We start from the raw sequence: 18,514 nt of genomic DNA on the forward strand, positions 1-18,514 counted from the left end.
GCCATGGTCCGCATGTTCCTCAACGGCACCGCCATGTCCGGCGGCGCCGCCCACCACCTCGTCGGCGGCGCCGAGCCGCTGGCCGCGACGACCACGGCCCCGCGCTACCGGTTCTGGGCCGTCGACGGGACCGCCGGCTACCCGGCGCTCGAGGACGTCGGCCCGGGCGGCGCCGCGGTCGCCGGGGAGCTCTACGAGCTCGACCTCGCGCACCTGCGGGAGGTCCTGCTGCCCGGCGAGCCACCGCTCCTGGAGCTGGGCGTCGTCGAGCTCGCCGACGGCAGCTCCTCGCTCGCCATGGTGCTGCGCCGCGGCACCCCCGCGACCGAGCTCACCGACATCTCCGCGCTCGCGAGCTGGCGGAGGTACACGTCATGATCGTCCTCCGCGCCCGGCGGGCGGTGGTCGGTGAGCCCGACGACGTCGAACGACCGGCCGCCGTCGTCGTCGACGGCGAGCACGTCGCCGCGGTCCTGGACCACGACGCGCCCGTGCCCGGGGCCCGCGAGGTCGTCCTCGCCGACGACGAGGTGCTCCTGCCGGGGCTCGTCGACGCCCACGTCCACGTCAACGAGCCCGGCCGCACCGAGTGGGAGGGCTTCGCCACCGCGACGCGCGCCGCCGCGGCGGGCGGGGTCACCACGATCGTCGACATGCCGCTCAACGCACTGCCGCCGACCGTCGACGTCGAGGCGCTGCGGATCAAGCGGAAGGCGGCCGCGGACCGGTGCGCCGTCGACGTCGCCTTCTGGGGCGGCGCGGTGCCCGGCAACACCGGCGAGCTGCGCGGGCTGCACGAGGCCGGCGTCGCGGGCTTCAAGTGCTTCCTGCTCGACAGCGGGGTGCCCGAGTTCCCGCCGGTCACCGACCTGCGCGCCGTGCTCGACGAGCTCGTCGGCTTCGACGGACTGCTCCTCGCGCACGCCGAGGACGCCGGGCTGGTCACCGCCGCGCACGGCGACCGCTACGCGGACTTCGTCGCCTCCCGGCCGCCGGCCTCCGAGGACGTGGCGATCGGCCGGCTGCTCGACGCGGCCCGCGCCACCGGCGCCCGCGTGCACGTCGTGCACCTCTCGGCGGCGACGGCGCTGCCCCGCCTCGCCGCCGCCCGGGCCGCCGGCGTGCGGGTCACGGTGGAGACCTGCCCGCACTACCTCGCGCTCACCGCCGAGGAGGTGCCCGACGGCGACACCCGGTTCAAGTGCTGCCCTCCCGTGCGCGAGGCCGCCAACCGCGACGCGCTGTGGGCGGGCCTGGCCGACGGGACGATCGACATGGTCGTCTCCGACCACTCGCCGTGCACCCCCGAGCTCAAGCGCGGCGACTTCGGCGCCGCCTGGGGCGGGATCGCGTCGCTGCAGCTCTCGCTGCCGATCGTCTGGACCGAGGCGTCCCGGCGCGGCCACGGCCCCGCCGACCTCGCGCGCTGGATGGCCCGCCGACCCGCCGAGCACGCGGGCCTGACTGCCAAGGGCCGCATCGCCCCCGGCGCCGACGCCGACCTCGTCGTGTTCGCCCCCGACGCGGCGGTCACCGTCGGCGCCCTCGCCCACCGCCACCCGACCACGCCCTACGCCGGCCGCGCCCTGCGCGGCGCGGTACGCGCCACCTGGCTGCGCGGGGCACCGATCGCCGCCGGAGCCGCTCCCCGCGGGCGGCTCCTCGCGGCGGGGAGGACCGCATGACCGACCCGACCACCCCCTCGTCGGGATGGCCCGACCTCGCCCGGCGCGACCTCGGCGGCGCCGTCGTGTGGGCCAACGACGAGGCCTTCGCCGCCCGGCAGAACCTCGTCGCGCCCGGGCCGCCGGTGTTCGACCCGACCACCTTCGGCCCGAACGGCAAGGTCTACGACGGCTGGGAGACCCGGCGTCGTCGCGAGCCCGGCGAGGACGTCGCCGTCGTGCGGCTGGCCGTCCCCGCGATCGTCCACGACCTCGCCGTCGACACCTCGTTCTTCACCGGCAACTACCCGCCCGAGGTCGCCGTCGACGGGCTCGGCCTCGACGGCACCCGGCACGAGCTGCTGGCGGTCTCCCCGGTCAAGGGCGACACCGTCAACGTCTTCGCGGTGCGCTGCCGGTACCCGGTCTCCGAGGTCAGGCTGCGCATCCTGCCCGACGGCGGGGTCGCGCGGCTGCGCGTGTACGGCCAGGCCGCACCCGACCCGGCGCTGGTCGACGCGCTCGGCGTCGTCGACGTCGCGTCCCTCGAGCTCGGCGGCCGCGTCACCGACTGCTCCGACCGCTTCTACTCGTCGCCGGAGAACCTGCTGCTGCCCGGCCCCGCCCGGTCGATGGGCGAGGGCTGGGAGACCGCCCGCCGGCGCGACGACGGCCACGACCGGGTCGAGATCGCGCTCGCCTGCGAGGCGACGATCGCGGTCGCCGAGCTGGACACCAGCTGGTTCCTGCACAACGCGCCCGCCCGGGCCGGCCTGCGCGGGCGCACCGCGGGCGGGGTCTGGCACGAGCTGCTCCCCCGCACCGACCTGACCCCCGACACCCGGCACCGGTTCGTGCTCGGGGACGTACCCCCGGTCGACGCCGTCCGCCTCGACATCCATCCCGACGGCGGCCTCGCGCGGCTGCGCCTGCACGGCCGCCCCACCGCGGCCGGCCGGGCCGCGCTCGTCGCCCGCCGATCGGGCCCCACCCCGGAGGACACCCCGTGAACCACCCCCTGCCCTACGCGGCGAACTGCTCGATCCTGTTCACCGAGCTGCCCCTGCTCGCCCGGCCCGCCGCCGCCCGTGCCGCCGGCTTCGACGCCGTCGAGTTCTGGTGGCCGTTCGCCACCGCCGCGCCCGCCGACGCCGACGTCGAGGCCTTCGCCGCCGCCGTGCTCGACGCCGGCGTCCGGCTGACCGCGCTCAACCTCGCCGCCGGCGACATGGCGGGCGGCGACCGCGGCCTCATCTCCCGGCCGGGCCGCGAGGCGGAGGTCGCCGACAGCATCGACATCGCCGCCGACCTCGGCAAACGGCTCGGCACGACCGCGTTCAACGCGCTCTACGGCCTGCGCCTCGACGGCGCCGACCCGCAGGAGCAGGACGAGCTCGCGGTCGTGAACCTGCGCCGGGCCGCGACGCGGCTCGACGGCGACGTGGTGCTCGAACCGCTCTCCGGCGTGGCGGCCTACCCGCTGCGCACCGCGGCCGACGCCCTCGCCGTCGCCGACCGGGTGGGCGAGCCCTCGGTCCGGCTGCTCGCCGACCTCTACCACCTCGCCGTCAACGGCGAGGACCTCGCCGCCGTGATCGAGCGCCACGCCGACCGGATCGGCCACGTCCAGATCGCGGACGCCCCCGGACGCCACGAGCCCGGCACGGGCTCCCTGCCGATCGCCGAGCACCTCGCGGCCCTCGCGCGTGCCGGCTACGGCGGCCACGTCGGTCTCGAGTACGTCCCGTCCACCACCACCGCCGCGTCGTTCGGCTGGATGCAGGAGCAGTCATGAGCACGATCGCGTTCCTCGGCCTGGGCGTCATGGGCGCCCCGATGGCCGGCCACCTGATCGACGCGGGCCACGACGTCGTCGGCCTCAACCGCTCGCGCCCGGCCCTCGACGCGCTCGTCGCCCGGGGCGGCCGCGTGGCCGCCGACGTCGCCGACGCGGTCCGCGAGGCCGACGTGGTGATCACGATGGTCCCCGACTCCCCCGACGTCGAGGGCCTCGTCGACGGCGAGGACGGCGTGTACGCGAACGCCAAGCCCGGCACGCTGCACGTCGACTGCTCGACGATCCGGCCCGACGTCGCCCGGCGGATCGCCGCGAGCGGCGCGGAGCGCGGGATCGCCGTCGTCGACGCGCCGGTCAGCGGGGGCGAAGCCGGCGCGGTCGCCGGCACCCTGTCGATCATGGTCGGCGGGACGCCCGAGGACGTGGCGGCCGCCCGCGAGGTGCTCGAGGTCGTGGGCTCCACCGTGGTGCACGTGGGCCCGGCCGGGGCGGGCCAGACCGTCAAGGCCGCCAACCAGCTCATGGTCGCCGGGCACCTCGAACTGCTCGCCGAGGCGCTCGTGTTCCTCGAGGCGCACGGCGTGGACACCGAGGCGGCCACCACCGTCCTCGCCGGCGGGCTCGCCGGCAGCACCGTCATCGACCGGAAGGCGGCGGCCATGCGCGCCCGCCGCTTCGAGCCCGGGTTCCGGGTCGACCTGCACCACAAGGACCTCGGCATCGCCACCGCCGCCGCCCGCGAGGTCGGCGCCGCGATCCCGCTGGGCGCCCACGTCGCCCAGCTCGTCGGTTCGCTGCGCGCGCAGGGCCACGGCGACCTCGACCACGCCGCCCTGCTGCTCGGCGTCGAGACGCTCTCCGGGAGGACCCCGTGACCCGCATGCGCGTCGCCGACGTCGCCGTCGCGATCCTGGCCAAGGAGGGTGTCCGACACGCCTTCGGGGTGCCGGGCGCCGCGATCAACCCGTTCTACGCCGCCCTGCGGTCGCACGGGGGCATCGCCCACGTGCTCGCCCGGCACGTCGAGGGCGCCTCGCACATGGCCGAGGGCTACACCCGCGCCCGGCCCGGGGCGATCGGCGTGTGCGTGGGCACCTCGGGCCCGGCCGGCACCGACATGGTCACCGGGCTCTACTCCGCGGCGGCGGACTCCGTGCCGATCCTCGCGATCACCGGCCAGGCACCGGTCGCACGGCTGCACAAGGAGGACTTCCAGGCCGTCGACATCGCGACGATCGCCGCGCCGGTGACCAAGTGGGCCACCACCGTGCTCGAGCCGGGCCAGGTGCCCGGCGTGCTCGCCCAGGCGTTCCACCTCATGCGGTCCGGTCGCCCCGGCCCGGTGCTGGTCGACCTGCCGATCGACGTGCAGATGGCCGAGATCGAGTTCGACGTCGACACCTACGAACCGCTGCCGTTGCACCGCCCCGCCGCCACCCGGGCGCAGGCCGAGAAGGTCCTGGACCTGCTCGCGGCGGCGGAGCGGCCGATCCTCGTGGCGGGCGGCGGCATCGTCGGCGCCGACGCGTGCGCCGAGCTCGTCGAGCTGGCCGAGCTGCTCGACGTCCCTGTCGTCCCGACCCTCATGGGCTGGGGCGCGATCCCCGACGACCACCCGCTGATGGCGGGCATGGCCGGGCTGCAGACCGCACACCGCTACGGCAACGCGACCCTGCTGGCCGCCGACCTCGTCGTCGGGATCGGCAACCGGTGGGCCAATCGGCACACCGGCGGCCTCGAGGTCTACCGCGCGGGCCGGACGTTCGTGCACGTCGACATCGAGCCGACCCAGATCGGCCGGGTGTTCGCCCCCGACTACGGGGTGGTGTCCGACGCCGGCGCGTTCCTGCGCCGCATGCTCGAGGCCGCCCGCGGGCGGACGCTGCCGTCCCGGACCGCGTGGGTGCGCGCCTGTGCCGAGCGGAAGGGCACGATGCAGCGCCGGACCCACTTCGACGACGTGCCGGTCAAGCCGCAGCGGGTGTACGAGGAGATGAACCGGGCCTTCGGACCGGAGACCCGGTACGTGTCGACGATCGGGCTCTCCCAGATCGCCGCGGCCCAGTTCCTGCACGTCTACCGCCCGCGGCACTGGATCAACGCGGGCCAGGCCGGACCGCTGGGCTGGACGGTGCCGGCCGCGCTCGGCGCGTGCGTCGCGGAGCCGGACGTGCCGGTCGTCGCGCTGTCCGGCGACTACGACTTCCAGTTCATGATCGAGGAGCTGGCGGTCGGCGCGCAGTTCAACGTCCCCTACCTGCACGTGGTGGTGAACAACTCCTATCTGGGGCTCATCCGGCAGGCGCAGCGGGCGTTCGACATGGACCACTGCGTCCAGCTCGGCTTCGACAACGTCAACTCGCCGGGCCTGGGCAAGTACGGCGTCGACCACGTCAAGGTGGCCGAGGGCCTGGGCTGCAAGGCCCTGCGGGTGACCGACCCGCGCGAGCTCGCCCCGACGTTCGCGCGGGCCCGGCAGCTGATGGCCGAGCACCGGGTGCCCGTGGTGGTCGAGGTCGTGCTGGAGCAGGTCACGAACATCGCGATGGGCCCCGAGATCGACGCCGTGGTCGAGTTCGAGGACCTCGCGGGCTCGGCCGCCGACGCCCCGACGGCGATCGTCCCGCTGCCCTGATGGGGCACGTGGTGGTCGCCCCGGACAAGTTCAAGGGCTCCGCGACGGCGGCCGAGGTGGCCGCCCGCCTCGGCGCCGGGCTGCGCGCGGGCGGGGCGACCGCCCGGGAGCTTCCGGTGGCCGACGGCGGCGACGGCACGCTCGACGCGGCCGTCGCCGCCGGTTACGAGCGGGTCCCCGTCGCGGTGACCGGCCCGACCGGGCGCCCCGTCCCCGCGGCGTTCGCGCTGCGGGGCACGGCGGCGGTGATCGAGCTGGCGACCGCGTCGGGCCTCGGCCTGCTGCCCGACGGTCCTGCGCCCCGGCGGGCGGGCAGCCGGGGCGTCGGGGAGCTGGTGCGGGCGGCCCTCGACGCCGGGGCGAGGACGATCGTGCTCGGCGTCGGCGGCAGCGCGGGCACCGATGGCGGCACGGGGATGCTCGCCGCGCTGGGCGCCCGGTTCACCGACGCCGCCGGAGCCGAGCTGCCCGACGGCGGCGGCGCCCTCGAGCACCTGGCGGCCGTGGACCTGGGCGGGCTCGACCCGCGCCTGGCCGACGTGGCGCTGACCCTCGCGAGCGACGTCGACAACCCGCTGCTCGGCCCGACCGGCGCCGCCGCGGTGTACGGGCCGCAGAAGGGCGCCGGTCCGACGGACGTCGTCGTCCTCGACCGGGGTCTCCAGCGGCTGGCGGCGCTCGTCGACCCCACGGCGGCGGCGCTCCCCGGGGCCGGGGCGGCGGGCGGGGTCGGCTACGCCGCCCTCGCGGTGCTGGGTGCCACGATGCGGCCCGGCATCGACGTGGTGCTGGAGCTGGTCGGGTTCGCGACGGCGCTCGAGGGCGCCGCGCTCGTCGTCACCGGGGAGGGGCGGGTGGACCGCCAGACCCTGCACGGCAAGGCCCCGGCCGGGGTGGCCGCCGCCGCCCGCCGCGCCGGCGTCCCCGTGGTCGCGGTGTGCGGGGTGTGCGACCTCGGGCCGGCCGAGCTCGCGGCCGCGGGCTTCGTCGCCACCCACGCCCTGACCACGCTGTGTCCCGACGAGGCACGGTGCATGACCGCGCCCGGCCCGCTGCTGGAGGCACTCGGCCGGGCCCTGACCGGAGAGACACCTCGATGAGCCCACCCGGACTGACCTCGTTCAACGACCTGCACCGCGACCGGGCCGTGGCGGCGCTGCTGAGCTGCTGTGCGGCGCCGGGCTGGGCGGAACGGGTCGCGGACGCGCGCCCCTTCGACTCGGTCGCGGCGCTCGAGTCGACCGCGGCAGCCGCCCTCACCCCCGACGACCTCGACCCTGCGCTGTCCGGGCACCCGCGGATCGGCGACCGGACCGCACCCGGGCGTGCGGCCACCGAGCAGGCCGGGGTCGGCGACGACGTCCGCGCCGAGCTCGCCGAGGCCAACCGGGCCTACGAGGCACGGTTCGGCCACGTCTACCTGGTGTGCGCGGCCGGGCGTTCGGGCGACGACCTGCTCGCGACGGTGCTCCGCCGGATGCACAACGACCGGGCCACCGAGCGCCGGGTCGCGTTGCAGGAGCTGGCCGCGATCAACCGGCTACGGCTGCGGGAGCTGGTGTCGCGATGAGCCTGTCCACCCACGTCCTCGACGCCGTCATGGGCGCGCCCGCCGCCGGGCTCGCGGTCGCCCTCGAGCGCGACGGCGAGGTCCTGGTCCGGGCCCGCACCGACGACGACGGGCGGGTCCGCGACCTCGGCGCCCCCGTCGCCGGGCGCCACCGCCTGACCTTCGACACCGGGGCGTGGTTCGCCGCCGCCGGGCGGGCGACCTTCTACCCCGAGGTCGTCGTGACCTTCGAGGTCACCGATCCCGAGGCGCACCACCACGTCCCGCTGCTGCTCTCGCCGTTCGCCTACTCCACCTACCGCGGGAGCTGAGCGCCCCGAGCCGACGGCGAGATGGCGCTGGTCGATCCGCCGACGGGTCCCGAGGACCCACCAGCGCCATCTCGGCTACTCCCGGGCCGCCTCCGCCGCGGCCCGCGCCGTCTTGCGGGCGATGTCGGCGAGCGCGGCCCGCTCGGCGGCAGCCGCCTCGTAGTCGGCGATCCGGTCCCGGACGACCCGCGCCGGTGCTCCCACGGCCACCGCGTAGTCCGGGACGATCCCCTTCACCACGGCGTGGGCACCGAGCACGCAGCCCCGGCCCACCGTGGTGCCGCGCAGGATCGTCACCTTGGTGCCGACCCAGGTCTCCGCCCCGATCCGGACCGGCGTCTTGACGATGCCCTGGTCCTTGATCGGCCGGTGGACGTCCTCGTAGCGGTGGTCGAAGTCGCAGACGTAGATCCAGTCCGCGAGCAGCGTGGCGTCCCCGAACTCGACGTCGAGGTAGGCGTTGATCGTGTTGTCCGCGCCGAACACGGCCTTGTCGCCGATCCGCAGCGACCCCTCGTGGCAGCGGATCTTGGTCCGGTCGCCGATGTGCGTGAACCGCCCGATCTCGAGGCGCCCCAGCCCCGGCCGGCACTCGAGCACCACGTCCTTGCCGAGGAACACCATCCCGCGCAGCACGATGTGCGGCTGCCGGACCCGCACCTTGAGAATCCGCCAGTAGCGCACGAGGTACCACGGCGTCCACGCGCGGTGCCGCAGGATCCAGCGCAGGGTCGCCACCGAGACGAGGCGTGCCTGGTCCGGATCGTTCCGGGTCGCCCAACTGCCCACCCGCGAGAGGGTACGGCGAGGATGGGCCGGTGACCTCGGTGACCGTCGTCGGCAGCGTGAACCTCGACCTGGTCGCGCGACTCGAACGCCTCCCCTCCCCCGGCGAGACGCTGACCAGCCGCGGCGTCTCCCACCACCCGGGCGGCAAGGGCGCCAACCAGGCGCTCGCGTGCGCCCGGCTCGGGGCGACGGTCCGGCTCGTCGGCGCCGTGGGAGCGGACCCGCTGGCCGACGAGGCGCTCGCGCTGCTGCGTGCCGGGGGCGTGGACCTCGCCGCGGTGGCGACGGTGGACGACGCCCCGACCGGCACCGCGATGATCCAGGTCGACGACCACGGCGACACCACGATCGTCATCGACACCGGCGCCAACCGACGCGTGCACTGGGGCGGAGACATCCTCACCGACGTCGTCATGACCGTTCTCGAGGTCCCCGACGACGCGGTGCGCACGGCCATGGCAGCGCCAACGTTCACCGTGCTCAACGCGGCGCCCGCCCGCGCCGTCGACGAGGCCGTGCTGCGGACCGTCGACCTGCTCTCCGTGAACGACGACGAGCAGGCGATCCTGGGCCGTTCCGCCGACCTGGACGCCCTGCCTGCCGTGGTGGTCACGCACGGGGCGGCCGGAGCCACGATGTACCGCCGCGGCCGTGTCACCGCGCGTGCGGAGCCGCCCGCCGTCGACGCCGTCGACGGCACCGCTGCCGGCGACGCCTTCACCGCCGCCCTCGCCGTGTCCCTGGCGGAGGGAGGCCCCGACGACGCGGGGTTGCGGCGCGCCTGCCTCGTCGGGGCCCTCACCGCCACCCGCGCGGGCGCCCAGCCGGCACTGCCCACGCTGGACGACATCCACGCCTACCTCCTGGAGAACCCCACATGGTTCCGCTGATCATCGACACCGACCCCGGCGTCGACGACGCGTTCGCCCTCGCCGTCGCCTGCCTCGCGCCCGAGGTCGAGCTGCTCGCGGTCACGTCCGTGCACGGCAACGTGGGTGTCGAGCAGACCACGGAGAACGCGCGGCGGCTGCTCGGGACGTTCGGTCGGCCGGACGTGCCGGTCGGCCGCGGCGCCGACCGGCCGTTGGTGCACCTGCTCGACGGCCGCGCCGACGACGTCCACGGCGACGACGGGCTGGGCGGGAAGGCGCTGGACTTCGGACCGCCGGTCGACGAGTCACCGCTGCGCGCCGTGGCGCTCATGGCGTCGGTGCTGGAGCAGGCGACCGAGCCGGTGACGATCGCCGCGATCGGGCCGTACACGAACATCGCGACGCTCCTCTCCGCCCGACCCGACCTCGAGGAGAGGATCGGCCGGTTCGTGCTCATGGGCGGCTCGGTGGCCTACGGCGGGAACGTCACGGCGGCCGCCGAGTTCAACGTGTGGGGCGACCCGGAGGCCGCGCGCCGGGTCCTCGCCGGCTCGGTGGTGCCGACGACGCTCGTCCCGCTCGACCTCACGATGCGGATCACGCTCTCCGCCGACTGGCTCGACGACCTGGCGCAGGTGTCCCCGATCGGCGCCGCCCTCTCGTCCACCCGCGACGCCTACCTCGCCGCCTACTCGGCCCGCTTCGGCACGCCCGCGATCGCCGTGCACGACGCGGTGGCCGTGCTCGAGGCGATCCTCCCGGGGACGGTCCGGACGATGCCGGTGCCGGTCGACGTCGACACGTCGTCCGGTCCCGGACGGGGCGCGACGATCGCCGACATGCGCGGCTCCGAGGCCGTGGTGCTGGGCCGCCCGGTCGACGTGGCGCTCGACGCGGACGCGACGTTCGTCCGGGCGGAGCTCCGACGCCGGTTGTCCGCTCCGCGCTCGTGAGCCCCGAGGCGGTCGCCCTCGGGTTGCTCAGCGCCGTCCGCGCCACGCCGCTCGCCCTGGTCTCGGGGTTCCTGCTCACCCGCACGCCCGCACGGCTGGTCGCCGCGTACCTGCTCGGCGGGCTCGCGATCAGCCTGCCGGTCGGGATCGGCGCCGTCCTCGTCCTCGGTGCGACGGCGAACACCTCGGAGTCGGGCGTCGGCCGGGACGTCGTCGACGTCGTGCTCGGGGTCGCCGCGCTCGTCTACGCGGTCGGCTACGCCACCGGCCGCTCCGGGCGGGCGTCCGACGCCGGACCCGGCCGGTTCGCGGCGCTCACGGAGCGGCTCCGCACGCCGACGGTGCCCCTGGCCGCCGCCGCGGGCGTCGCCACGAACCTGCCCGGCCTCTACTACCTCGCGGCGCTCGTCGCGATCCTCGAGACCCAGCCCGGTCCGGCGGACGCCGTGGCCCAGGTCGTCGTCTACAACCTCCTGCGCTTCGCCCTGCCCGCCGCGGCCCTCGCCCTCGTCGTGCTGCGCCCCGCACAGGCGGAGCGGATCACCGAGGCCGTCCGCGCGTTCGGCGTGCGCCACCGCCGCACCCTGATCGTCGCGGCCCTGACCGTGGTCGGGGTCTACCTCGTCGTGCGGGGTGTGGTCGGTCTGGGCTCGGCGGCCTGACGCGATCCTCGTGGCCGGGGACCGTTGCGGCACGCACACGGCCTCGACGGGCGGCACTCCCACGCCACCGCGTTGCGGCACGCAACGCGCCACCTCGGGCACTCGTCCGGTCCCAACCGTGTGCGCCCCGCAACGCGGCCACGCCGGTGCACCCACCACTCCAGCCGTATGCGCCCCGCAACGAGGCCACGCCGGTGCACCCACCACTCCGGCCGTGTGCGCCTCGCAACGCGGCCACGCCGGTGCACCCACCACCCCAGCCGTGTGCGTCCCGCAACGCGGCCACGCCGGTGCACCCACCACCCCAGCCGTGTGCGCCCCGCACACGCTTCAGGGCGCCTCGCACACGTAGGCCCGCGCACCGCGACCGACCCGCGCGAGCACGACCGTCGCCGCCTCGGTGCCGGCCAGCTTCAGCCGGGGCCGCAGCCGGTCGGGCTCGACGTCGACACCGCGCACCAGGATCTCCACCCGCCCCACCTGGCGCCGGCGCAGCGTCTGCCGCAGCGTCTTCTCGCTGAACGGCCCGTGCTCCAGCACGCGGAAGGCCCGCATCCCCGACGGCGGGTGCGGCCCGGTCAGGTAGGCCAGGTGCGGGTCGAGCTGGGCGAGGCCGTGCCGGGCGGCGAACTGGCGGACGAGGCCGGCCCGGACCACGGCGCCGTCGGGGTCGACGAGCCACGCGCCGACCTCCGTCACCGGGCACGTGTCGTCGTCGAGATCGGTCACCTCGTAGCCGGGAGCACCGGAGCGCAGCACGGTGGCCCGGCGGCGCGGGCCGTCGTCGGGAACGAGTCCGGCTGACCAGAGCGCCGCCTCGCGCACGCGGCCGTCCAACGACACGAGCTCCACCTCACGCGCCCAGGGGACGAGTGCGAAGTCGAGCCCGGGCGCGGTGGAGACGACGAGGTCCGGGCCCGGCAGGGCGTCCAGCGGCGGAGCCATCTCGTCCGGCCGGCGCACCCGCCGTCCGGTGGCCGTCCGGCGTGCCGGGTCGGCCACCGCGATCGCGTCGCGGGTGACGGGCGCGAGGGCGTCCGCCCGCGCCAGCCACGCGACCGGCACGTTCGCGCGCGCCATCATCAGGCGCACCGGGTCGAGGTCGGAGCCCACGACCCGGTCCAGCACGGCCGACAGCGCCGCGACCTCGACCCCGACCGAACAGGTCACGTCGTGCACCACACGCCCGCCGGCCACCGCCGCGAGCCGCCGCGCACGGTGCTCGGCGACCGGCACCGCGGTCGCCTGTTCCAGCGCGTCCGCGGTCCAGAACCACCCGTCCGGGAACCGCCCGCGGGCGCGGGCCCGCAGCAGCGCCGCCTCGAGCAGCGCCGCCGCGTGTTCCTCCCCCACGAGCCGACGGGCGGCGGCCACGTCGCGCAACGGGTCACCCGCGGGGACGAACTCCGACAGCGCCGCGTGCCCGGCACCCGACGTCAGGAAGGCGACGTCGGGGACCGAGAACGCGAACGGCACCTACAGCTCGACCGGAGCCGGGGGCTTCACCCCGGTGACCAGCGCGTTGTAGAACAGCCCGCGGGGGACCACCCGCGAGAGCACGTGCTCGTCGAGCCAGGAGAGCCGCTGCCAGGACCGGTAGGCGAACATCGCCCACGGGAAGCCGAGCTTCTCCGGCGGCACGGCGGCCTCGAAGGTCCGCACCGGCCAGCCGAACAGCGCGGCCGCGAACTCCTCGGTCACGCACCGCACGTCGACCGCCCCGGCGCCGAACGCGAACCGCTCGAGCCGCTCCGGGTCGAAGACGTGCTGGTCGACGACCGCCTCCAGGGCCGCGGCCCGCGACGACTCGTCGAGCTCGGCCTGCGGGCGCCGCCATGCCCGCAGCGGACCGAGCTTCGTCAGGTTCGTCGTCGCCCACCAGGTGGCCTGGCCGAGCTTGCGCGCGTAGAGGTCGCCGATCCGCGTCGGCTCCCCGGCGAAGACGAACCGCCCGCCCGGCTTGAGCACGCGGAGGATCTCGCGGAACGCCTGGTCGAGGTCGGGGATGTGGTGCAGCACCGCGTGCCCGACGACGAGGTCGACCGACGCGTCGGGCATCGGGATCGTCTCGGCGTCGGCGACCTTGCCGTCGACGTCGAGCCCGAGCCCCTCGGCGTTGCGCACGGCCACCTCGACCATGCCGGGCGACAGGTCGGTGACCGTGCCCTTCTTCGCGATCCCGCCCTGCATGAGGTTGAGCAGGAAGAACCCGGTGCCGCTGCCGATCTCGAGGGCGTGCTCGTAGGTCTCGTCGCCCGGGGACACGGCCCGGAAGCGCCCGACGGCGAAGGAGATGCAGCGCTCGTCGTACGAGATCGACCACTTCTCGTCGTACGTCCCCGCCTCCCAGTCGTGGTAGAGGACGTTGGCGAGCTTGGGGTCGTCGAAGGCGGCGTCGACCTCGGCCTGGGTGGGGGCCACGCTCACCGACCCAGGAACTGGGCCTTGCCGGGCCCGTTCTCGACGAAGCTGCGCATGCCGATGACCTGGTCCTCGGTGCCGAACAGCGCGGCGAACACCTCGGACTCGAAGTCCAGGCCGTCGCGCAGGTCCATGCCGAGACCGCGGTCGATGGCGTTCTTCGCGGCGGCGAGCGCGCGGGTCGGGCCGTTGGCGAACTGTTCGGCCCACGCGCGGGCGCGGGTGTAGACCTCGTCCGGGGCGACGACCTCGTCGACGATGCCCAGCTCCAGCGCCTCGGGCATCTTCACGAAACGGCCGGAGAAGATCAGGTCCTTGGCCTTGGCCGGGCCCACCAGGCGCGCGAGCCGCTGGGTGCCGCCGCCACCGGGGATGATGCCGAGCAGGATCTCCGGCAGGCCGACCGTGGCGTTGTCGCCGGCGATCCGGCGGTCGCAGGACAGCGCGATCTCGAACCCGCCGCCGAGCGCGTAGCCGGTCAGCGCACACACCGTGGGCTTGGGGATCTCCGAGACGGCACCGAACCCGTGCGAGAGCTCGCGCGAGCGCGCAGCCATCTGGGCGTAGGTTAGGTCGGCCATCTCCTTGACGTCGGCGCCGGCCGCGAGGGTCTTCTCGCCGCCGTAGACGACGACCGCGCGCACGTCCTCGCGGTCGGCCGCCTCCTTGGCCGTGGCGGCCAGCTCGATGTTGACCTGCCGGTTCACCGCGTTCATCGGCGGGCGGTCCAGGCGGATGGTGCCGATGCCGCCCTCGACCTCGAGGCGCACGAACTCCGTCACGTCACAGCTCCTTCGATTCGAGTCCGGCGGAGACTAACGCCGGTACGCGGTGAACCGGCCGCGCCGACTCAGCAGCTCCAGCGGCTGGTCGAAGGCGGCCGAGAGGTTCTCCGAGGTCATCACGTCGTCCAGCAGTCCCTGCGCGACGATCCCACCCTCGCGCAGCAGCATCCCGTGCGTGAAGCCCGGGGGGATCTCCTCCACGTGGTGGGTGACCATCACCATGGTCGGGCCGTCCGGGTCGGCGGCGAGCGCGGTCAGGCCGGCCACGAGATCCTCCCGGCCGCCGAGGTCGAGCCCGGAGGCCGGCTCGTCGAGCAGCAGCAGCTCCGGGTCGGTCATGAGCGCCCGGGCGAGCAGGGTGCGCTGCCGCTCGCCCGACGACAGGGTGCCGAACGCCCGGCCGGCCAGCGGCAGCGCGCCGAGCACCTCGAGCATCGCCTCGGCGCGCCCGTCGTCCATCGCCTCGTACGTCTCGCGCCAGGTGCCCAGCACGCCGTAGCCCGCGGAGCGCACGACGTCGAGCACCAGCTCGTCGCCCGGCACCCGCCCGCCCAGCGCGGCCGAGGCGAGCCCGATCCGCTCGCGCAGCTCGAACACGTTGACCCGGCCCATGCGCTCGCCCAGCAGGTCGACCCGACCCGTCGTCGGGTGCAGCTCGGCGGCCGCGAGGCGCAACAGGGTCGTCTTGCCCGCGCCGTTCGGGCCGATGACGACCCACCGCTCGTCCAGCTCCACGGTCCAGTCGATGCCCGTGACCAGCGAGTTCCCGCCCCGGCGCACGGCGACCTCGCGCATGCGCACGATCTCGTCGGCGTGCGGGCGGTCGTCGGCCGACAGGCTCGGATCCACGGTCACGGTGTTCATCCTCTCCGATCCGATCGGCGCGATCATGGGAGGGGACGGGTCGGATCCGGCACCATCTCCCGTCATGCGCACCACGAGCCACACCGGCACCGCACTGCGCGGCGTCCGACTCGACGAGGAGGGCACGCTGTCGGTCGCCGTCCCCGCCACGTCCAGCGCCGAGGCCGTCGAGGTGTGCCTGTCGGAGGGCTCCTGGGACGCCGGGCGGCGGGTGGAGCTCGTTCCCGACGACGACGGCTGGTGGCGCGGCGAGGTCCCCGGCGTCGCGGCGGGCACCGGCTACGGCCTGCGGGTCCACGGCCCGTGGTCGCCCGCGACCGGGGTGCGCACCAATCCCGCGAAGCTGCTCGTCGACCCGTGGGCCCGCCGCGTCGATGGTGCGTTCACGTCCCTGCCCGCGGCGCTCGCACACCTCGACGACGACCCCTTCGGCGGGCCGTCGTCGGTCGACTCGGCCGGCTCGGTGCCCTTCGCGGTGGTCCCGGAGCCGGCGCCCTCCGTCGGGACGCAGCGGCCCCGGGTTCCGTGGCGGGACACGGTGATCTACGAGACGCACGTGCGCGATCTCACGATGCGCCACCCCGAGGTGCCCGAGGCCCTGCGGGGAACGTTCGCCGGCGTGGCGCACCCGGCCGTGCTGGAGCACCTGACGCGGCTGGGCGTGACGACCGTCGAGCTGCTGCCCGTGTTCGCGAACGCCCCCGAGCCGTCGTTGATGGCGCGCGGCGCGCACAACCACTGGGGCTACTCGACGTTGGCCTACCTCGCCCCCGAGCCGCGCTACGCGTCCGTGCGGGGCAGGGAGATCCCGGAGTTCCGGGCGATGGTCGACGCGCTGCACGCCGCGGGCCTCGAGGTCGTGCTCGACGTGGTGTTCAACCACTCCTGCGAGGGCGGTGTCGGCGGACCGTCGCTGTCGTGGCGCGGGCTGGACGCGCCGTCGTGGTACCAGCTGGGGTCGAGCGGGCGGGACATCGACTTCACCGGGTGCGGCAACACCTTCGACGCCGGGTCCCCGCTGGTGACCGCGCTGGTCCTGGACTGCCTGCGGTACTGGGTGACCGAGATGGGCGTGGACGGGTTCCGGTTCGACCTGGCGTCGACGATGGGCCGCCCGGGCGGGTCGGGGTTCTCCCGGGACGCGCCGCTGCTGGCGGCGCTGGCGGCGGACGAGGTGCTGTCCGGCGTGAAGCTGATCGCCGAGCCGTGGGACGCGACCGGCGAGGGCTACCAGGTCGGGGGCTTCGGCGCGGTGTGGGCGGAGTGGAACGGCCGCTACCGCGACGGCGTCCGCGACTTCTGGCGCCGCCACGGCGCGGTGTCGGAGATCGTCACGCGTCTCGCGGGCTCGTCGGACATCTACTGGCCGCGACGCGGCCCGGCGGCGTCGGTGAACTTCGTGACCGCCCACGACGGGTTCACCCTGCGCGACCTCGTCTCCTACGACCACAAGCACAACGAGGCCAACGGCGAGGACAACCGCGACGGCACCGACGACAACCGTTCCTGGAACGGCGGGGTGGAGGGGCCGACCGACGACGAGGCCGTGCTGGCACTGCGGGAGCGCCAGACGCGGAACCTGCTGGCCACGCTGGGCCTCTCGGCGGGCACCCCGATGCTGCTCGGCGGCGACGAGCTGGGCCACACCCAGTACGGCAACAACAACGCCTACTGCCTCGACGACGAGACGTCGTGGCGGTCGTGGACGTCGGCCGGGCCCCTGGTCGACTTCGTCGGCAAGCTGTTCGCCCTGCGCCGGTCGGTCCCGGGGCTGCGCCGCGACGACTTCTACTACGGCCACTCCGACCTGCCCGACGGCGAGGTCCCCGACATCGTGTGGCTCTCCGAGACCGCCCGGGAGCTCGGCGCCGAGGACTGGGGCCACCACAAGGAGACCCTCGTGGTGCGGGTGCGCTCCGCCTCGTCGGTGCTGCTGGTGCTGCACTCCGGGGCGGGCGACGTCGACGTGGAGCTGCCGACCTGGCTCGGCGACACGACGTTCGTCCCCGAGCTGACCTCCGGCACCCCGGACGGCACGCCGCCGTCGGTGGAGCCGTTGGCCGCCGGCGCGTCGGTCACCGTGCCGCCGCACTCGTTCCTGGTGTTCCGCTCGGTGTGAGCCCCACCGGCCTCCAAGATTTCAGTGGCATCGGGGGCACTCAGGTGCTCTCCGTGCCACTGAAGTTCGGGGCGGCGGAGAAAGTGGGAGCCGACGCGGCTCCGGGCGCGTCCGAGCTGCTGTGAGGGCGAGGACGATCGACGCGGCGAAGCTGCACGCCCGGATGCGGGCCCAGGACGGCGTCGCCACCGTGCAGGAGGCCAAGGACGCCGGGTACTCGAAGGTCGCGATCGCCGGGAAGATCCGTCGTGGGGAGTGGGAGCGGCCGGCGCACAACGTGCTCCGCGCGACCGACCAGCCCGTGACCGCACGCTCCCGCATCCGCGTCGCGATGCTCTCGCTCGGGGCCGACGCGACCCTCGTCGGCAGGTCGGCCGCGTTCTGGTGGCAGATGACGGACACCGCGCCGGCGTCGGTGGAGATCGCGGTGCCGCAGCGGAACCAGCCACGCCCGCGGGACGGGGTCACCGTCGTCCGGCGGGCCGTGCCCGCGCGTGACCGCGTCGCCGTCGACGGGCTCCTGGTCACCAAGAAGGCCGCCACCGTGCTCGCCGCGGTCGCGGCACTCGGCCTGATCGCGGGCGCGAAGCTCATGGACCGGGTGCTCCAGAAGGGCGTGGTCGCCCTCGACGCGCTGACCGAGACGCACCAGCGGTCCCGCGGGCGCTACGGGGCCGTCCTCGCCGCCACGCTCCTCGCGCTGGCCGCAGGGGGAGCACGCTCCGAGGCTGAACGCATCGCTCACCGGGTCCTGCGCGAGGCCGACATCGTCGGCTGGGAGGCCGACGTGAGAGTGATCCTCCCCCGCCACGGTCCGGCGGTCCTCGACCTCGCCTTCCTGGACCGACGGGTGCTCGTCGAGATCGACGGCTGGGCCTACCACCGCGACCTGCGGGCGTTCCTGCACGACGCGGCCCGCCAGAACGCCCTCGTGCTCGCCGGGTGGGTCGTGATCCGCACGAACTGGCACGAGCTCAAGGACCGTCCCCACGACTTCGTGCGCACCGTCCAGGACGCGCTGGCCGAGCGGAGCCGCTCCTGATCTTCAGTGGCATCGGGCGCAGCTGAGTG

Annotated in this window: 19 protein-coding genes; 14 read left to right on the forward strand and 5 right to left on the reverse strand. The window is 75.1% G+C overall.

Features of this window, described 5'->3' with window-relative positions:
• Positions 1–3 precede the first annotated feature (3 nt).
• The 9 genes from ACQPYX_RS22640 to uraH are packed head-to-tail and all read left to right on the forward strand — an operon-like array spanning position 4 to position 7,978.
• Positions 4–378, forward strand: coding sequence for an allophanate hydrolase-related protein (locus ACQPYX_RS22640; protein WP_433799524.1), 375 nt, complete (start codon positions 4–6; stop codon positions 376–378).
• The gene (gene allB, locus ACQPYX_RS22645) at positions 375–1,685 is read left to right on the forward strand and encodes an allantoinase AllB (protein ID WP_433799525.1); all 1,311 of its coding nucleotides are present in this window, start codon (positions 375–377) and stop codon (positions 1,683–1,685) included. The genes ACQPYX_RS22640 and allB overlap by 4 nt, the downstream gene beginning before the upstream one ends.
• Complete coding sequence (gene alc, locus ACQPYX_RS22650) at positions 1,682–2,674, forward strand: allantoicase (RefSeq protein WP_433799526.1); 993 nt, start codon at positions 1,682–1,684, stop codon at positions 2,672–2,674. Before allB ends, alc begins: the two co-directional genes overlap by 4 nt.
• Positions 2,671–3,459 carry a hydroxypyruvate isomerase family protein gene (locus ACQPYX_RS22655; protein WP_433799527.1) on the forward strand — a complete coding sequence of 263 codons (789 nt, stop codon included), beginning with the start codon at positions 2,671–2,673 and terminating at the stop codon, positions 3,457–3,459. The genes alc and ACQPYX_RS22655 overlap by 4 nt, the downstream gene beginning before the upstream one ends.
• On the forward strand, positions 3,456–4,337 hold the full coding sequence (locus ACQPYX_RS22660; RefSeq protein WP_433799528.1) for an NAD(P)-dependent oxidoreductase: 882 nt from the start codon (positions 3,456–3,458) through the stop codon (positions 4,335–4,337). The genes ACQPYX_RS22655 and ACQPYX_RS22660 overlap by 4 nt, the downstream gene beginning before the upstream one ends.
• A complete protein-coding gene (gene gcl, locus ACQPYX_RS22665) occupies positions 4,334–6,097 on the forward strand; it encodes a glyoxylate carboligase (protein WP_433799529.1) in 1,764 nt (587 codons plus the stop codon). The genes ACQPYX_RS22660 and gcl overlap by 4 nt, the downstream gene beginning before the upstream one ends.
• Entirely contained in the window at positions 6,097–7,197 is a 1,101-nt protein-coding gene (locus ACQPYX_RS22670; RefSeq protein WP_433799530.1) for a glycerate kinase, read from the forward strand. Before gcl ends, ACQPYX_RS22670 begins: the two co-directional genes overlap by 1 nt.
• Positions 7,194–7,667, forward strand: a complete 474-nt coding sequence (gene uraD, locus ACQPYX_RS22675) for a 2-oxo-4-hydroxy-4-carboxy-5-ureidoimidazoline decarboxylase (protein WP_433799531.1) — start codon at positions 7,194–7,196, stop codon at positions 7,665–7,667. Before ACQPYX_RS22670 ends, uraD begins: the two co-directional genes overlap by 4 nt.
• Positions 7,664–7,978, forward strand: a complete 315-nt coding sequence (uraH, locus tag ACQPYX_RS22680) for a hydroxyisourate hydrolase (RefSeq protein WP_433799532.1) — start codon at positions 7,664–7,666, stop codon at positions 7,976–7,978. Before uraD ends, uraH begins: the two co-directional genes overlap by 4 nt.
• Before the next feature lie 75 nt (positions 7,979–8,053).
• Here uraH and ACQPYX_RS22685 read toward each other — a convergent pair whose 3' ends face one another.
• Positions 8,054–8,767 carry an acyltransferase gene (locus ACQPYX_RS22685; protein WP_433799533.1) on the reverse strand — a complete coding sequence of 238 codons (714 nt, stop codon included), beginning with the start codon at positions 8,765–8,767 and terminating at the stop codon, positions 8,054–8,056.
• Between the two features lie 29 nt (positions 8,768–8,796).
• Between ACQPYX_RS22685 and ACQPYX_RS22690 the strand changes: the two genes are divergently transcribed.
• From ACQPYX_RS22690 to ACQPYX_RS22700, 3 genes are read left to right on the forward strand one after another with little or no spacing between them, the layout of a single operon-like run.
• Positions 8,797–9,657 (forward strand): ribokinase, encoded by an 861-nt coding sequence (locus ACQPYX_RS22690; protein WP_433799534.1) that lies wholly within the window; start codon positions 8,797–8,799, stop codon positions 9,655–9,657.
• Complete coding sequence (locus ACQPYX_RS22695; protein WP_433799535.1) at positions 9,645–10,592, forward strand: nucleoside hydrolase; 948 nt, start codon at positions 9,645–9,647, stop codon at positions 10,590–10,592. Before ACQPYX_RS22690 ends, ACQPYX_RS22695 begins: the two co-directional genes overlap by 13 nt.
• A complete protein-coding gene (locus ACQPYX_RS22700; protein WP_433799536.1) occupies positions 10,589–11,254 on the forward strand; it encodes a GAP family protein in 666 nt (221 codons plus the stop codon). The genes ACQPYX_RS22695 and ACQPYX_RS22700 overlap by 4 nt, the downstream gene beginning before the upstream one ends.
• A gap of 330 nt (positions 11,255–11,584) precedes the next feature.
• Here ACQPYX_RS22700 and ACQPYX_RS22705 read toward each other — a convergent pair whose 3' ends face one another.
• Genes ACQPYX_RS22705 through ACQPYX_RS22720 form a run of 4 tightly spaced genes read right to left on the reverse strand, consistent with a single transcriptional unit; the run spans position 11,585 to position 15,324 of the window.
• A complete protein-coding gene (locus ACQPYX_RS22705; protein ID WP_433799537.1) occupies positions 11,585–12,730 on the reverse strand; it encodes a THUMP-like domain-containing protein in 1,146 nt (381 codons plus the stop codon).
• On the reverse strand, positions 12,731–13,675 hold the full coding sequence (locus ACQPYX_RS22710) for a class I SAM-dependent methyltransferase (protein ID WP_433799538.1): 945 nt from the start codon (positions 13,673–13,675) through the stop codon (positions 12,731–12,733). It abuts the gene before it with no gap.
• Between the two features lie 2 nt (positions 13,676–13,677).
• Positions 13,678–14,457 (reverse strand): enoyl-CoA hydratase/isomerase family protein, encoded by a 780-nt coding sequence (locus ACQPYX_RS22715; RefSeq protein ID WP_230755586.1) that lies wholly within the window; start codon positions 14,455–14,457, stop codon positions 13,678–13,680.
• 33 nt (positions 14,458–14,490) lie between these two features.
• The gene (locus tag ACQPYX_RS22720; protein WP_433799539.1) at positions 14,491–15,324 is read right to left on the reverse strand and encodes an ABC transporter ATP-binding protein; all 834 of its coding nucleotides are present in this window, start codon (positions 15,322–15,324) and stop codon (positions 14,491–14,493) included.
• A 64-nt stretch (positions 15,325–15,388) separates the two neighbouring features.
• Here ACQPYX_RS22720 and glgX point away from each other — a divergent pair, with 64 nt between their 5' ends.
• Both glgX and ACQPYX_RS22730 read left to right on the forward strand, forming a co-directional pair.
• Positions 15,389–17,443: a glycogen debranching protein GlgX gene (glgX, locus tag ACQPYX_RS22725; protein WP_433799540.1), complete on the forward strand. Its 2,055-nt coding sequence runs from the start codon at positions 15,389–15,391 to the stop codon at positions 17,441–17,443.
• A 121-nt stretch (positions 17,444–17,564) separates the two neighbouring features.
• Positions 17,565–18,485, forward strand: coding sequence for a DUF559 domain-containing protein (locus tag ACQPYX_RS22730; RefSeq protein ID WP_433799541.1), 921 nt, complete (start codon positions 17,565–17,567; stop codon positions 18,483–18,485).
• Positions 18,486–18,514 lie beyond the last annotated feature (29 nt).

It is taken from the genome of Actinomycetospora sp. CA-084318 (genome assembly GCF_050955885.1).
In the GTDB taxonomy this organism is placed as follows: domain Bacteria; phylum Actinomycetota; class Actinomycetes; order Mycobacteriales; family Pseudonocardiaceae; genus Actinomycetospora.

What these genes read in the sequence shown, in the direction of transcription:
- ACQPYX_RS22640 (WP_433799524.1), top strand. Translation starts at nt 4, where the DNA reads ATGGTCCGCATGTTCCTCAACGGCACCGCCATGTCCGGCGGCGCCGCC.
- allB (WP_433799525.1), top strand. Translation starts at nt 375, where the DNA reads ATGATCGTCCTCCGCGCCCGGCGGGCGGTGGTCGGTGAGCCCGACGAC.
- alc (WP_433799526.1), top strand. Translation starts at nt 1,682, where the DNA reads ATGACCGACCCGACCACCCCCTCGTCGGGATGGCCCGACCTCGCCCGG.
- ACQPYX_RS22660 (WP_433799528.1), top strand. Translation starts at nt 3,456, where the DNA reads ATGAGCACGATCGCGTTCCTCGGCCTGGGCGTCATGGGCGCCCCGATG.
- ACQPYX_RS22670 (WP_433799530.1), top strand. Translation starts at nt 6,097, where the DNA reads ATGGGGCACGTGGTGGTCGCCCCGGACAAGTTCAAGGGCTCCGCGACG.
- uraD (WP_433799531.1), top strand. Translation starts at nt 7,194, where the DNA reads ATGAGCCCACCCGGACTGACCTCGTTCAACGACCTGCACCGCGACCGG.
- uraH (WP_433799532.1), top strand. Translation starts at nt 7,664, where the DNA reads ATGAGCCTGTCCACCCACGTCCTCGACGCCGTCATGGGCGCGCCCGCC.
- ACQPYX_RS22695 (WP_433799535.1), top strand. Translation starts at nt 9,645, where the DNA reads ATGGTTCCGCTGATCATCGACACCGACCCCGGCGTCGACGACGCGTTC.
- ACQPYX_RS22720 (WP_433799539.1), bottom strand. Translation starts at nt 15,324, where the DNA reads ATGAACACCGTGACCGTGGATCCGAGCCTGTCGGCCGACGACCGCCCG.
- glgX (WP_433799540.1), top strand. Translation starts at nt 15,389, where the DNA reads ATGCGCACCACGAGCCACACCGGCACCGCACTGCGCGGCGTCCGACTC.